Here is a 13,422-nt window from a genome sequence, read left to right as displayed (position 1 = left end):
GGAAAGCCGAATGCAAACCTGGCCAAACCCGTTTATTGAGCAACGCGCCGATCCGTACATTTTGTACCACGAGGGGCAATACTATTTTATTGCCTCCGTACCGCAGTATGACAGGCTGGCAATCCGCCGCGCAGATTCGCTGGAAGGGCTGCGCAGCGCCGACGAAGTGGTGGTGTGGCGTAAACCCGACTCCGGTCCTATGAGCGAGTTAATATGGGCGCCGGAGCTGCATCATATTGACGGTAAGTGGTACATCTACTTTGCGGCGGCACACACTCAGGCGCTCGACAGGCTCGGCATGTTCCAGCACCGCATGTTTGTGCTGGAATGTACTGACCGCGATCCGCTCGCGGGCACATGGGAGAAGAAAGGTCAGGTCATCACGCCATTTGACACCTTTGCACTGGATGCCACCACGTTTGTGCACCAGGGGAAACGCTGGTATCTGTGGGCGCAAAAAGCCCCGGATATCTCCGGTAACTCCAACCTCTATCTGTGTGAAATGGACAATCCATGGACACTGAAAGGCGAGCCGGTGATGCTCAGTAAGCCAGAGTATGACTGGGAGTGCCGCGGATTCTGGGTTAACGAAGGCCCGGCAGTACTGTTTCACGGCGACAAACTCTTCATCAGCTATTCCGCCAGCGCGACCGATGAGAACTACTGCATGGGTTTATTGTGGATCGATATGACCGCCGATCCGCAAAACCCGGCGAACTGGCAGAAATCTCCGCGCCCGGTATTCACCACCAGCGATGAAAATCGCCAGTATGGGCCCGGGCACAACAGTTTTACGCAGACGCCGGATGGGGAAGATGTGCTGGTGTATCACGCACGTAACTACACCGAAATTGAGGGTGATCCGCTTTACGATCCGAACCGTCATACCCGCCTGAAGCTTGTCCGTTGGAAAGAAAACGGGATGCCTGATTTCGGCATCCCGCCTGCGGATACACTTTAGTGTTTATGGCGCGCTGGCCTACACCAGCGTGCCGTAAATGGTCAGCAGCGCCACCACAACCACCACCACAAATGACGTTTTCTTCGCCATCGACACAGCGGCTTTTGGCGTTTCAATCTTATCGGTATGCGGCTCGAGCGCCAGAGAGAACTGCGCCAGACGCGTTAACACCTGGTACTGCGACGTATGACGATCGGCAAGAGAAGCGAACCACGCGGGCAGCGCTTTTTCGCCGTGACCAATCAACGCATATACCACACCCACGAACCGCACCGGGAGCCAGTCAAGCACATGCAAAATGGCATCAATCCCGGACTGCAAGCGTTCATGCGGTGTCAGATAGCGGGCAAGCCAGGTCTGCCAGGCACGAAGAAAAGCATACCCCATCAGCAATACCGGTCCCCACGGGCCCCCCACCACAAACCAGAACAGCGGTGCCAGGTAGTAACGAAAGTTAATCCACAGCAGTGCGTTTTGCAGTTCACGTAAAAACTCACGTTCATCGCAATCCGGTGGTACCCCATGGATCATGGTCAGTTCGCTCGCCATCGCACTGCGTGCATGGGCATCATCATGAGATGCCGCTTTAAGATAAGCGTGATAATGCAAACGCACCTTACCCGCACCAATGCACAACACTCCAAGCAGGATCCACACGACCAGTAACGGTACGTTGAAAAAGAGTCCGTGCAGCGAGCGCAGCAGCAGAAACGTAATCACCATCACCCCTGCCAGCATCAGCAGCGTGCGCAGCATGGAGAAGTGCTTAATCCGGCGGAAAAGCACCTCCAGCCGGTGATCCAGATGCCAGTGCTCGCCGAGTTTGAACAGGCGTTCAGCGATGATGACCAGCAGCATGGTAAACAACGTCATGTTATCTCCTTATTCTGACGGCGCAGTAAGCATGGCGCGAAACCGGGACCAGTCAAAGGCTGGGCCGGGATCGGTTTTTCTCGCCGGAGCGATATCACTGTGTCCCGTGATATTTTCGGCAATGGCCGGGTAGAGTCCAATAAGCGTTTTGGTTACAGCCACGAGTTGTTGATACTGTGAATCGGTATAGGGCACGGTGTCAGTGCCTTCCAGTTCGATTCCGATAGAAAAATCGTTGCATCGTTCACGCCCCTGGTACATCGACACCCCGGCATGCCAGGCGCGTTTATCAAAGGGAACATACTGAACGACTTCACCATCGCGACGAATCAGACAATGAGCCGACACGCGCAGATGTGCAATCTCAGCAAAGAAAGGATGTGCATCAGGATCTATCGTTCCTGTGAATAACGCATCGATCCACGGGCCGCCAAACTCACCCGGCGGGAGACTAATATTATGAACAACCAGCAGTGTGGGCTTTTCATCCTCCGGGCGGCAGTCGTGGTGCGGCGAGGGCACATGCCGCGCATCCACCAGCCATCCGTTTTCTAACAACATGCTGGAACTCCTTATGTATGGTGCTGTTACTCGGTTCAGAGTAGCATGTTTCAATATTATGATTCGTTACCAATTTGGAGTTTTATCATGCCGCCTCGCCGCTACAACCCCGACCACCGACGTGAAGCGCTTCTGGAACGTATTAATATGGATATTCCGGCAAGCGTTGCCCATGCTTTGAAAGAAGATCTGGGCGGTGACATCAATGCCGAAAAGGATATTACTGCCCAATTATTGCCAAAAGAAGCACGTTCGCACGCCGTCATTATCACCCGTGAAGATGGCGTTTTTTGCGGTAAGCGCTGGGTTGAAGAGGTCTTTACCCAACTGGCAGGTGATGATGTGCAGATCACCTGGCATGTTGAAGACGGCGATGTGATTACGGCAAACCAGCCGCTGTTTGAGCTGAATGGTCCGTCCCGCGTTTTGCTCACCGGTGAACGAACCGCGCTTAACTTCGTCCAGACCTTATCCGGGGTGGCAAGTGAAGTACGCCGCTACGTTGACCTGCTTGTCGGCACCCGTACACAGTTACTGGATACCCGTAAAACACTGCCGGGCCTGCGTACGGCGCTGAAATACGCGGTGCTCTGTGCTGGTGGTGCAAACCACCGGCTGGGGTTATCAGACGCGTTCCTGATTAAAGAGAACCATATTATCGCCTCGGGTTCGGTACGTCAGGCGGTTGAAAAAGCCTTCTGGCTACACCCGGATGTCCCTGTTGAAGTGGAAGTCGAAAACCTGGAAGAACTGGTGCAGGCGATAAAGGCCGGGGCCGATATCATCATGCTCGATAACTTCGAAACAGAGCAGATGCGCGAAGCAGTAAAACTGACTAACGGCCAGGCTCAGCTTGAGGTATCCGGTAACGTGACGTTCGATACTATCCGTGAATTCGCCGAGACCGGGGTTGATTACATCTCCGTCGGGGCGCTGACCAAACACGTGCGAGCCCTCGACCTCTCGATGCGCTTTAAATAGTGTCTTCTCCCCTCTCCGCCCGGAGAGGGGAATTTCAGCCCCGCTCGCAAATCCGTTGTCCTTCCCTGCAACACCAAATGAATTCTCTGAAGACCCCTTCCCGTTCCCTTTTTTGTCCCTCGCCCCTGCTCTTTTGCGCTGCCAGAGTAGCGCCATTCGACATAAGGAGCAGACATGGACAGACAACAGGGATTCACACTCATTGAGCTGATGGTAGTCATTGGCATTATTGCAATTCTGAGTGCCATCGGCGTACCCGCCTACCAGAACTACCTGCGAAAAGCGGCACTGACCGATATGCTACAAACCTTCATTCCCTACCGTACCGCCATTGAACTTTGCGCACTGGATCATGGTGGTGTGGAACGCTGTGACGCGGGCAGTAACGGCATTCCTTCCCCCACCACGACGCGTTACGTCTCAGGAATGAGCGTGGCGAAAGGGATCGTGACCTTAACAGGCCAGGAGAGTCTCAATGGGCTGGAGGTGGTCATGACGCCACAGTGGAACGACGGCAACGGTATGACGGGCTGGATGCGTGACTGCAACATCAGTGCTGACAGTGCCCTTAAACAGGCTTGCGAAGATGTTTTCCGCTTCGACACTAACTGAGGAGCAGAGAATGAATACGGATCAACTCGTGGCACTCTGTCTGCGCCATCACGCTCTGCTGCTAACCAGCGATAGTGACATGATTAGCATCGCCGTCGTGGGAAACCCAGGTAGTGAGCTAATGGAAGCGCTGCGTTTCGCGACCCAGAAACGGATTGATATCGAATGCTGGAGTACTGAGCGTATGGAAAAACACCGGCAGTTAACGTCACAATCGCATCTGCCTGTCGTTTCTCCATCACATTCAGCAGTGGATATCCTCAACCACACGCTGCAACAGGCGATAAATCAACGCGCTTCCGACATTCATATCGAACCGATGGAGCACGCATGCCAGATCCGCTTACGTATTGACGGCGTACTGTGCCCGCAACCTCCGATTTCTGCAGCAATGGCAACCCAGTTCAGCGCGCGTTTAAAAGTGTTAGGTAACCTGGATATTGCTGAACGCCGTTTACCGCAGGACGGTCAGTTTACGATTGAGCTGGCAAATGAGCCTGTCTCATTTCGAATCGCCACACTTCCCTGCAGCGGTGGCGAAAAGATTGTTCTGCGCTTGTTGCATCAGGTTCAGCAGGCTCTTGAGGCGAAAGCACTCGGTATGAGTACTGAACAACTGACCTGCTTTACCGACGTTCTCCATCAGCCACAGGGGCTGATTCTGGTCACGGGTCCCACTGGCAGTGGAAAAACGGTGACGCTTTACAGTGCGTTGCAAGCGCGCAACACGCCGGATGTCAACATCTGTAGCGTGGAGGATCCCATTGAGATCCCGCTTGTGGGATTAAATCAGACACAAATTAATCCCCGCGCGGGTTTAACATTTCAGAGCGTGCTGAGAGCGCTGCTACGTCAGGATCCTGACATCATTATGGTCGGCGAAATTCGTGATGGTGAAACGGCTGAGATTGCCATTAATGCCGCCCAGACCGGGCATCTGGTGTTATCGACGCTGCACACTAACTCAACAACAGAAGCCCTGACTCGCCTGGAGCAGATGGGCGTGGCGCGCTGGATGATATCTTCCGCACTCTCGATGGTGATTGCTCAGCGCCTGGTTCGTCGTCTTTGCCCACATTGTCGCCGGGAAGCCAACGAAAACGCTGAATTACCTCGCTCAGTCTGGTGCAGACCGCTTCCACGCTGGCAACCCACAGGTTGCGATCGCTGCTATCACGGTTTCTATGGCCGCGTGGCCATTTTTGAAGTTCTTGTGATCGATAATTTCCTGCGTCAGGCCATTGCCAGCGGGGCAGGAACCGAAGTGATAGAAGCAAGTGCCCGACAGGCAGGAATGCTCTCCCTGTTCGAACACGGCTGTATCGCGGTTGAACAGGGTCTGACTACACTCGAAGAGTTGTTGCGCGTCCTGGGAATGCCCGATGGTTGCTAATCAACTCTGGCGCTGGCGAGCGCTTTCCATTGAAGGAGAGCCCCGGAGTGGAACACTCTGGGCGACAGACCGTAATGCGGCTTTCACCAGGCTGATGCGTAACGAGTTGCATCCGCTGACAGTGACCCGATGCTCACAGCGATACCGCTGGCGGCCACATCACTGCTACGAGATGTTTCGCCAGCTCGCGACTCTTCTGCAGGCTGGGCTGACATTATCCCATAGTCTGCAAATGCTGGCGGACCAGCATCCATTAAAGCCCTGGCAGGCACTCCTGCAAAGCATTGCCGATGAACTTAGTGAAGGATGCCCTTTTTCAGAGGCACTAAAGCGATGGCCTGCGGTCTTTAGTCCATTGCATGTCTCGATGGTGAAAACCGGTGAGCTAACAGGAAAACTGGAAGAGTGTTGCCGCCAGCTAGCACAGCAACAAAAGTCGCAGCAGCAGCTCAGTGCAAAAGTGAAAAAGGCACTGCGCTATCCGATGATAATCCTGATGCTGGCCGTACTTGTCGTGCTGGCGATGATCACTCTGGTCTTGCCCGAATTTGCCGCTATCTACAGGACGTTTAATACTCCGCTCCCGCTACTGACACAGATTGTCATGGGGATGGCCGCTTTTATGCAGTCATATTCCCTCGCACTGTTCGCTGTACTGCTTGTACCTGTGGCTGCCGCCTGGATTCTGCGGAATGACCCTCGCTGGCAACGTATTTTGCTGCATACTCCCGTCATGGGCGCACTGGCAAAGGGCCAAAAACTGGGACAGATCTTTACCGTGCTGTCGCTCACACAACAGGCGGGCATTCCCTTTTTACAGGGGCTGGAGAGCGCGGAGGAAACCGTTGAAAATCAGTACTGGCAAGGAGTTCTCCGCAATGTGCGGGAGGACATTGAAAAAGGTCTCCCCATCTGGTCATCCTTCCAGAAGACGGCAATCTTTACCCCGCTGTGTATTCAGCTTTTACGAACCGGTGAAATGTCAGGGGCGTTGGACGTCATGCTGAAGAACCTTGCCCACCATCACACGGAGCAAACCTTCCAGCAGGCAGATAACCTGGCGGCACTTCTGGAGCCTTTGCTTCTGATTGTGACGGGAGTCATCATCGGCACACTGGTGGTGGCAATGTACCTGCCTATTTTCCATCTGGGGGATGCGATGAGCGCAGGATAATGCTGGCGCACAGGCATGCGCCAGCTGAAGCTATTACAGGCTATTGAATACGCGGTTTTCCTGCTCCTGAACGCGGATAAACGTAGTACGTTTCGTCAGCTCTTTCAGACGAGATGCCCCAACATAGGTGCAGGCTGAGCGTAAACCGCCAAGGATATCGCGCGCAGTGTTTTCGACCGGGCCACGCAGTGGCAGCTTCACGGTTTTACCTTCAGCCGCGCGGTATTTTGCTACACCACCGACATGACGGGTCATCGCAGATTCAGAGCTCATCCCGTAGAACAGCATGAATTTCTCGCCATTCTCTTCAACCACGGTGCCACCACTCTCTTCGTGGCCTGCCAGCATACCGCCGAGCATCACAAAGTCTGCGCCGCCGCCAAAGGCCTTCGCAACATCACCCGGCATGGTGCAACCACCGTCGCTGATGATCTGACCGCCCAGTCCATGCGCAGCATCAGCGCACTCAATCACAGCGGAAAGTTGCGGATAACCGACACCGGTTTTGACGCGCGTGGTGCATACGGACCCCGGGCCAATGCCCACTTTCACAATATCGGCACCGGAAAGGATCAGTTCTTCACACATTTCGCCAGTCACCACGTTACCCGCGATGATGGTTTTGGTCGGCCAGGCTTCGCGAGCCTTGCTGACAAACTGCACGAAGTGCTCGGAATAACCGTTAGCCACATCAATACAGACGAAGTTTAGTGCTGGATTTGCATTCAGGATCTGTTTGGTCTTCTCAAAATCCGCATCGGATGTGCCGGTAGAAACCATGACATGCTTAACGACATCATCAGAGGATGACGCAACAAATGCATTCCACTCTTCAGGGCTGTAATGCTTATGCACAGCGGTGAGAACATCAAATTTTGCCAGCGCCGTTGCCATTTCGAATGTGCCCACTGTGTCCATGTTGGCAGCAATAATTGGCACACCAGACCAGGTCTGACCGGAATGTTTAAAGGTGAATTGACGTTCGAGTTCAACGTCTGAGCGACTTTTCAGTGTAGAGCGTTTAGGGCGGATAAGAACGTCTTTGAAACCTAACTTCAGATCTTCTTCAATACGCATGTGCGGATTCCTGGGGTTAGAGGCAAATATATTAAAAGCACAACTCCAGTGACGCTATCATACGCACTAATACCTGCTCCGCAAGACTGCGAAATTCTCTTTTTTTACGCTACAATCCTATAAATTTACCTGGTAAAAAGCAGGTAAAGAGGGCTAAACAGTTGTTGGCGCACGCAGGAATTTTAATCAACTGATTTTAATAATGAATAATTCCCAGGATTTGATTTAATGGGGTATATCGTCGCATTAACCGGCGGCATCGGTAGTGGCAAAAGTACCGTTGCGGACGCTTTTTCTCGTCTGGGTATCACGATTATTGATGCCGATATCATTGCCCGTCAGGTGGTAGCACCTAATACACCCGCATTAAAGGCCATCAAAGAACATTTTGGTCAGACAATCATCAATGCGGATGGTACGCTCAATCGCCGCCAGCTTCGTGAATGCATTTTTTCTGATTCTGCAGAAAAGATCTGGCTTAATGCCTTGCTCCACCCCATTATCCACCAGGAAACCCAGCGTCAGATTGCCGCAGCCAGCTCACCCTATGTATTGTGGGTGGTTCCGTTACTGGTGGAAAATCAGTTGCAGAAAAAAGCCGACCGGGTGCTGGTTATTGATGTTTATCCCGAAACGCAAATCCAGCGTACCATGATGCGCGACCACGTCTCGCGTGAACATGCTGAACAAATTCTTGCCGCTCAGGCCACTCGCGCTCAGCGCCTTGCCGTTGCGGATGATGTTATTGATAATAACGGCGCACCAGATGCCATTGCATCGGATGTTGCCCGTCTGCACGCGCAGTATCTGACGTTTGCCGCGCAGACCGTTGCACAGGAAAAACCATAATGTCGACTCACATCCTTTTTGAGCATCCGCTCAACGAAAAAATGCGTACCTGGTTACGCATCGAATTTCTCATTCAACAGCTTTCACAACATCTGCCTGTCAACGATCATGCCACAGCGTTACACTTCTTCCGTAACGTGGGCGATCTGCTGGATGTGATTGAACGCGGGGATGTCCGCACAGAATTGCTCAAAGAGCTGGAGCGCCAGCAGCGTAAATTGCAGGCCTGGACTGAGGTCCCCGGTGTTGATCAAAGCCGTATCGACGATCTCCGCCAGCAGTTGAAAGCCAGCAGTACCATTCTGATGGCTGCGCCACGTGTTGGACAATTTTTGCGTGAAGACCGCCTGATTGGCCTGGTACGCCAACGTCTGAGCATCCCAGGAGGTTGCTGTAGTTTCGATCTCCCGACGCTTCATATGTGGCTGCATATGCCGCAAGCTCAACGTGACGCACAGGTGAACTGCTGGCTGGCAAGTCTGGAGCCGATGCACCAGACGCTGTCGCTTATCCTCGATCTGATCCGTAACTCAGCCCCATTCCGTAAGCAAACCAGCCTGAACGGTTTCTATCAGGATAACGGTGATGATGCCGATCTTCTGCGCCTGAATTTATCGCTTGGCGAACAGCTTTACCCACAAATTTCCGGACATAAAAGTCGTTTTGCCATTCGCTTTATGCCGCTGGACAGTGAAAATGGTACCGTGCCAGAACGTCTCGATTTTGAACTGGCCTGTTGTTGAGGAGTACTGATGTCTGACGTAACCACCGTAAACTGCCCAACCTGTGGCAAAACCGTTGTCTGGGGCGAAGTGAGCCCGTTCCGCCCATTCTGCTGTAAACGCTGTCAGTTGATTGATCTGGGAGAATGGGCAGCGGAGGAGAAACGCATTCCGAGTGAAGGCGATCTCTCGGATAGCGATGACTGGAGCGAGAACCAGCAGTAACGTATAAAGCCTGCTGGCGCTTCGCTTAGCAGGCCTACCTGTTTGCCACTAATCGGCGGATCACAGGTTCATTAGCCGGTGGGAATTTTTCGGCATCACTTACCTGAAGTTCAACCCAATTACCCGGTTGTCCCTCTTTCCCCCAGGGGTCACCTTCCCAGCTTTCTACCAGCCAGAACCACAGCGTGATGTGCCTGTCCGGAAACTGGTATTCGAGCTTATCAAACAGCGTTGCACCAAGTGGAGTAATCCCCACCTCTTCCTGCAGTTCGCGAACCAGCGCCTCTTCCGGCGTTTCACCTGATTCAATTTTCCCACCCGGGAACTCCCATTTGTTCGCCATATGGGCGTCAGCCGCGCGCTGGGTGATGAAGATTTGGTTTTGCGGGTTGCGAATAATCCCGACGGCAATTTGCAGTATTTTCATAGTGTCACTTCCATAAAAAAGGCGCAGATATCTGCGCCTTTTTGCTTTTATATGAACTTAGTTCAGACGGCCGTGGCACGCCTTGTATTTTTTACCGGAACCACATGGGCACGGATCGTTACGACCCACTTTACGATCGCCTGTCTGCGCCGCGATCGCCGCTGCGGCTTCGCTGTCGTCAGTCTGGTGGCTCAGTTGTTGCATCTGTGCCAGACGCTCAGCTTCTTCGCGACGCTGCTGCTCCATCGCTTCCACTTCTTCCGGCAAGCGCACCTGAACCTTGCTCAGGGTGCTGATCACTTCATATTTCAGTGACTCCAGCATCGACGCAAACATCGAGAAGGATTCACGCTTATATTCCTGCTTCGGATCTTTCTGCGCATAGCCACGCAGGTGGATACCCTGACGCAGGTAGTCCATCGCCGCCAGGTGCTCTTTCCACAGTGAGTCCAGGGTCTGCAGCATCACACCTTTTTCGAAGTGACGCATCATCTCAGCGCCAACGACTTCTTCCTTACGCTTGTACACATCCAGCGCGGTTTCGAAGATACGTTCGCGCAGGGTTTCTTCATGCAGCTCAGGTTCTTTGTCCAGCCACTCTTTGATTGGCAGCTCGAGGTCAAAGTCGTTTTTCAGACGTTCCTGCAGACCTTCGATATCCCACATCTCTTCCAGAGATTGCGGTGGGATATGCGCGTCGATAGTCGCTTTGAATACGTCTTCGCGAATGCTGTTAATGGTTTCGCTCACGTCAGACACATCCAGCAGTTCGTTACGCTGGGTGTAGATTGCACGACGCTGATCGTTAGCAACGTCATCATATTCCAGCAGTTGCTTACGAATATCGAAGTTGCGGCTTTCCACTTTACGCTGTGCGTTAGCAATCGCTTTAGTGACCCACGGGTGCTCAATGGCTTCGCCTGGCTTCATGCCAAGCTTACGCATCATGCCGGAAACACGGTCAGAGGCGAAAATACGCATCAGCGCATCTTCCATAGACAAGTAGAAACGGGAAGAACCGGCATCACCCTGACGACCCGCACGACCACGCAGCTGGTTATCAATACGACGAGATTCGTGACGCTCGGTACCAATAATATGCAGACCACCGGACGCCAGAACCGCGTCATGACGTACCTGCCAGTCAGCTTTGATCTGCGCAATCTGTTCAGGCGTTGGGTTTTCCAGCTCTGCAATTTCAGCCTGCCAGCTACCGCCCAGCATAATATCAGTACCACGACCCGCCATGTTGGTGGCGATGGTCACTGCAGCCGGATAACCTGCCTGCGCAACGATATCAGCTTCTTTGGCGTGGAATTTGGCGTTCAGAACGTTGTGTTTGATACCCGCTTTAGTCAGCTCGTGAGAAACCACTTCAGATTTCTCGATAGAGATGGTCCCTACCAGAACCGGCTGACCATTCGCAGTACGATCGCGAATATCTTCGATGATCGCCTGAATTTTTTCCGCTTCGGTCATGTACACCAGGTCCGGCATATCCTTACGGATCATTGGACGGTTGGTTGGAACGACTACGGTATCCAGCTTATAGATGGAACTAAATTCAAACGCTTCGGTATCGGCAGTACCGGTCATGCCCGCCAGCTTCTCGTACAGACGGAAGTAGTTCTGGAAGGTGATAGAGGCCAGCGTCTGGTTTTCATTCTGAATATCCACACCTTCTTTGGCTTCCACAGCCTGGTGCAGACCATCAGACCAGCGGCGGCCCTGCATGGTACGGCCGGTGTGTTCATCGACGATGATCACTTCGCCGTCTTTTACGATGTAGTCGACATCGCGGGTGAACAGCGCGTGGGCACGCAGGGCGGCGGTCACGTGGTGCATCAGCATGATGTTGCTCGGAGAGTACAGAGACTCGCCCTCTTCCATGATGCCTTCAGCGACCAACAGCTCTTCAATTTTCACCAGACCACGCTCGGTCAGGTTCACCTGGCGCGCTTTTTCATCAACGGAGAAGTGGCCTTCACCCTGGAAGGTATCGGAGTCTTCTTTCTCCTGACGCAGCAGGTGTGGAATGATTTTGTCGACTTTACGGTACATCTCAGAGCTGTCTTCAGCCGGGCCGGAGATAATCAGCGGAGTACGCGCTTCATCGATCAGGATGGAGTCCACCTCATCCACCAGCGCATAGTGCAGCTTACGCTGTACGCGCTCTTCCGGGCTGAACGCCATGTTGTCACGCAGGTAGTCGAATCCGTATTCGTTGTTGGTGCCGTAGGTAATATCCGCGTTATACGCTTCACGCTTGGCTGGCGCAGGCAGACCAGACATGTTGATGCCGACAGTCATACCGAGGAATTCAAACAGTGGACGGTTGTTTTCGGCGTCACGCTGTGCCAGATAGTCGTTGACGGTGACGACGTGAACGCCTTTACCGGTCAGCGCGTTCAGGTATGCCGGCAGCGTTGCGGTCAGGGTTTTACCTTCACCGGTACGCATTTCCGCGATGCAACGTTCGTTGAGCACCATACCACCCAGCAGCTGAACATCGAAGTGACGCATGCCGAACACACGCTTACTCGCTTCACGGACCACGGCGAAAGCTTCCGGGATCAGGCTTTCTAAGGTTTCACCTTTTTCCAGACGCGCACGGAATTCCGCCGTTTTGGCTTTCAGCTCGTCATCAGAGAGCTTCTCCATCGCCGGTTCCATGCCATTGATGACAGCGACAGCTTTGCGCATACGGCGCAGGGTACGATCGTTACGACTACCAAAAACTTTTGTTAATAATTTGATTAGCATAATAAATTCTCAAACGCCCTGTCGTGGGCAGATAAATTAAGGTATTGAAAAAGTTAATTTAACTGAGGCGTTGAGGCCCGGCGCGAATGCCGTGAACCTGGCTAATCCATGTTGAAACAGAGAATGAGGCAGGAGAAACGAACGCGAATTGCGCCGTCTGACGAACCATGACCGGTGGCTGGCTATCCTGGGTGAGCAGCGCATTGAGTGTGTCGAGCAGGGCAAGATGCTGAGCCTGCTCCGGCCGCGCCGTTTCAGCAACAGGCATTGCCTGCGGGGCCATCGCAAATGACAAATGGCGGATAACCGTGCGAATGGCGTGCTGGTGCCAGTAATCTACTGAGAAATTAGGGCGGCGACTGGCTTCAAGCCACGCGAGGTTAGTGAAGTTAACCCGCGTATTGAGATCGTGTTTGGTTGTGGAGGTTTTCGGCGGTGTTGCCGCTTCAGCACTGTTACTGAGCGCAGGCAAGCCGAGACTCGCCGCGACCATCCCTAATAAGAGATGCGGCCAGAAGTAACGTCTGCCAAATTGTCGCCAGCGCGTCAGTATTCCGCTCACTTGCTCCACCACATAAGTCAGCCTTTACAGGCTGAAGTCAGTTATTCTTTTAAGCGCCCAGATATTACCACTAAAGCCAATACACAGCAGCAGGAATGACGTACTACTGCGGGGAAAAACGGTCAAGAATGCAGCTAACGCACAGATTTTCAACGTATGGCAACGGATTGGGGGACTGAGGGCAAAAATGAAGATAGGTATAAATAAAAACGACTGGTCTCCCTGGTCGGAGAGAGTACCAG

The 13,422-nt window shown here is 53.1% G+C and carries 14 protein-coding genes; 8 read left to right on the top strand and 6 right to left on the bottom strand.

Annotated features, from left to right (window positions below):
• Window positions 1-10 precede the first annotated feature (10 nt).
• Window positions 11-961, top strand: coding sequence for a glycoside hydrolase family 43 protein (locus HED65_RS14615; RefSeq protein WP_114979105.1), 951 nt, complete (start codon window positions 11-13; stop codon window positions 959-961).
• Window positions 962-979: 18 nt separating this feature from the next.
• On the opposite strand, the gene ampE is transcribed toward HED65_RS14615, so the two are convergent.
• Window positions 980-1,834, bottom strand: a complete 855-nt coding sequence (gene ampE / locus HED65_RS14610) for a beta-lactamase regulator AmpE (protein WP_114979104.1) — start codon at window positions 1,832-1,834, stop codon at window positions 980-982.
• A 9-nt stretch (window positions 1,835-1,843) separates the two neighbouring features.
• Window positions 1,844-2,395: a 1,6-anhydro-N-acetylmuramyl-L-alanine amidase AmpD gene (ampD, locus tag HED65_RS14605; RefSeq protein ID WP_028016699.1), complete on the bottom strand. Its 552-nt coding sequence runs from the start codon at window positions 2,393-2,395 to the stop codon at window positions 1,844-1,846.
• A gap of 87 nt (window positions 2,396-2,482) precedes the next feature.
• Between ampD and nadC the strand changes: the two genes are divergently transcribed.
• The 4 genes from nadC (at window position 2,483) to hofC (ending at window position 6,555) form a co-directional block, all read left to right on the top strand.
• On the top strand, window positions 2,483-3,376 hold the full coding sequence (gene nadC / locus HED65_RS14600; protein ID WP_114979103.1) for a carboxylating nicotinate-nucleotide diphosphorylase: 894 nt from the start codon (window positions 2,483-2,485) through the stop codon (window positions 3,374-3,376).
• Window positions 3,377-3,550: 174 nt separating this feature from the next.
• Window positions 3,551-3,988 carry a prepilin peptidase-dependent pilin gene (ppdD, locus tag HED65_RS14595; RefSeq protein ID WP_114979102.1) on the top strand — a complete coding sequence of 146 codons (438 nt, stop codon included), beginning with the start codon at window positions 3,551-3,553 and terminating at the stop codon, window positions 3,986-3,988.
• 10 nt (window positions 3,989-3,998) lie between these two features.
• On the top strand, window positions 3,999-5,381 hold the full coding sequence (gene gspE / locus HED65_RS14590; protein WP_114979101.1) for a type II secretion system protein GspE: 1,383 nt from the start codon (window positions 3,999-4,001) through the stop codon (window positions 5,379-5,381).
• On the top strand, window positions 5,371-6,555 hold the full coding sequence (gene hofC, locus HED65_RS14585; RefSeq protein ID WP_114979100.1) for a protein transport protein HofC: 1,185 nt from the start codon (window positions 5,371-5,373) through the stop codon (window positions 6,553-6,555). The genes gspE and hofC overlap by 11 nt, the downstream gene beginning before the upstream one ends.
• Before the next feature lie 33 nt (window positions 6,556-6,588).
• Here hofC and HED65_RS14580 read toward each other — a convergent pair whose 3' ends face one another.
• Complete coding sequence (locus HED65_RS14580) at window positions 6,589-7,632, bottom strand: GMP reductase (protein ID WP_114979099.1); 1,044 nt, start codon at window positions 7,630-7,632, stop codon at window positions 6,589-6,591.
• A gap of 228 nt (window positions 7,633-7,860) precedes the next feature.
• On the opposite strand from HED65_RS14580, the gene coaE reads away from it, so the two are divergent.
• From coaE to yacG, 3 genes are read left to right on the top strand one after another with little or no spacing between them, the layout of a single operon-like run.
• Window positions 7,861-8,481, top strand: coding sequence for a dephospho-CoA kinase (coaE, locus tag HED65_RS14575; RefSeq protein ID WP_114979098.1), 621 nt, complete (start codon window positions 7,861-7,863; stop codon window positions 8,479-8,481).
• Window positions 8,481-9,224 (top strand): cell division protein ZapD, encoded by a 744-nt coding sequence (zapD, locus tag HED65_RS14570; RefSeq protein WP_114979097.1) that lies wholly within the window; start codon window positions 8,481-8,483, stop codon window positions 9,222-9,224. Before coaE ends, zapD begins: the two co-directional genes overlap by 1 nt.
• A 9-nt stretch (window positions 9,225-9,233) precedes the next feature.
• Window positions 9,234-9,428 carry a DNA gyrase inhibitor YacG gene (gene yacG, locus HED65_RS14565; RefSeq protein WP_003856332.1) on the top strand — a complete coding sequence of 65 codons (195 nt, stop codon included), beginning with the start codon at window positions 9,234-9,236 and terminating at the stop codon, window positions 9,426-9,428.
• A gap of 34 nt (window positions 9,429-9,462) precedes the next feature.
• Here the strand turns inward: yacG and mutT are convergent, their stop codons facing one another.
• Genes mutT through secM form a run of 3 tightly spaced genes read right to left on the bottom strand, consistent with a single transcriptional unit; the run spans window position 9,463 to window position 13,180 of the window.
• Complete coding sequence (mutT, locus tag HED65_RS14560; RefSeq protein WP_114979096.1) at window positions 9,463-9,855, bottom strand: 8-oxo-dGTP diphosphatase MutT; 393 nt, start codon at window positions 9,853-9,855, stop codon at window positions 9,463-9,465.
• A 57-nt stretch (window positions 9,856-9,912) separates the two neighbouring features.
• Entirely contained in the window at window positions 9,913-12,618 is a 2,706-nt protein-coding gene (gene secA, locus HED65_RS14555; RefSeq protein ID WP_114979095.1) for a preprotein translocase subunit SecA, read from the bottom strand.
• A 58-nt stretch (window positions 12,619-12,676) separates the two neighbouring features.
• Complete coding sequence (gene secM / locus HED65_RS14550; RefSeq protein ID WP_165383608.1) at window positions 12,677-13,180, bottom strand: secA translation cis-regulator SecM; 504 nt, start codon at window positions 13,178-13,180, stop codon at window positions 12,677-12,679.
• Between the last annotated feature and the right edge of the window lie 242 nt (window positions 13,181-13,422).

Origin of the sequence: Pantoea sp. LS15, from assembly GCF_012241585.1 — a bacterium.
Taxonomy (GTDB): domain Bacteria; phylum Pseudomonadota; class Gammaproteobacteria; order Enterobacterales; family Enterobacteriaceae; genus Enterobacter.
The sequence above is the reverse complement of the archived record's forward strand: the minus strand, read 5'-3'. Positions and strand labels throughout refer to the sequence as shown.

Excerpts from the sequence above, each read along its gene's own strand:
- HED65_RS14615 (WP_114979105.1), top strand. The coding sequence starts at position 11 with ATGCAAACCTGGCCAAACCCGTTTATTGAGCAACGCGCCGATCCGTAC.
- ampE (WP_114979104.1), bottom strand. The coding sequence starts at position 1,834 with ATGACGTTGTTTACCATGCTGCTGGTCATCATCGCTGAACGCCTGTTC.
- ampD (WP_028016699.1), bottom strand. The coding sequence starts at position 2,395 with ATGTTGTTAGAAAACGGATGGCTGGTGGATGCGCGGCATGTGCCCTCG.
- nadC (WP_114979103.1), top strand. The coding sequence starts at position 2,483 with ATGCCGCCTCGCCGCTACAACCCCGACCACCGACGTGAAGCGCTTCTG.
- ppdD (WP_114979102.1), top strand. The coding sequence starts at position 3,551 with ATGGACAGACAACAGGGATTCACACTCATTGAGCTGATGGTAGTCATT.
- gspE (WP_114979101.1), top strand. The coding sequence starts at position 3,999 with ATGAATACGGATCAACTCGTGGCACTCTGTCTGCGCCATCACGCTCTG.
- hofC (WP_114979100.1), top strand. The coding sequence starts at position 5,371 with ATGGTTGCTAATCAACTCTGGCGCTGGCGAGCGCTTTCCATTGAAGGA.
- HED65_RS14580 (WP_114979099.1), bottom strand. The coding sequence starts at position 7,632 with ATGCGTATTGAAGAAGATCTGAAGTTAGGTTTCAAAGACGTTCTTATC.
- coaE (WP_114979098.1), top strand. The coding sequence starts at position 7,861 with ATGGGGTATATCGTCGCATTAACCGGCGGCATCGGTAGTGGCAAAAGT.
- zapD (WP_114979097.1), top strand. The coding sequence starts at position 8,481 with ATGTCGACTCACATCCTTTTTGAGCATCCGCTCAACGAAAAAATGCGT.
- yacG (WP_003856332.1), top strand. The coding sequence starts at position 9,234 with ATGTCTGACGTAACCACCGTAAACTGCCCAACCTGTGGCAAAACCGTT.
- mutT (WP_114979096.1), bottom strand. The coding sequence starts at position 9,855 with ATGAAAATACTGCAAATTGCCGTCGGGATTATTCGCAACCCGCAAAAC.
- secA (WP_114979095.1), bottom strand. The coding sequence starts at position 12,618 with ATGCTAATCAAATTATTAACAAAAGTTTTTGGTAGTCGTAACGATCGT.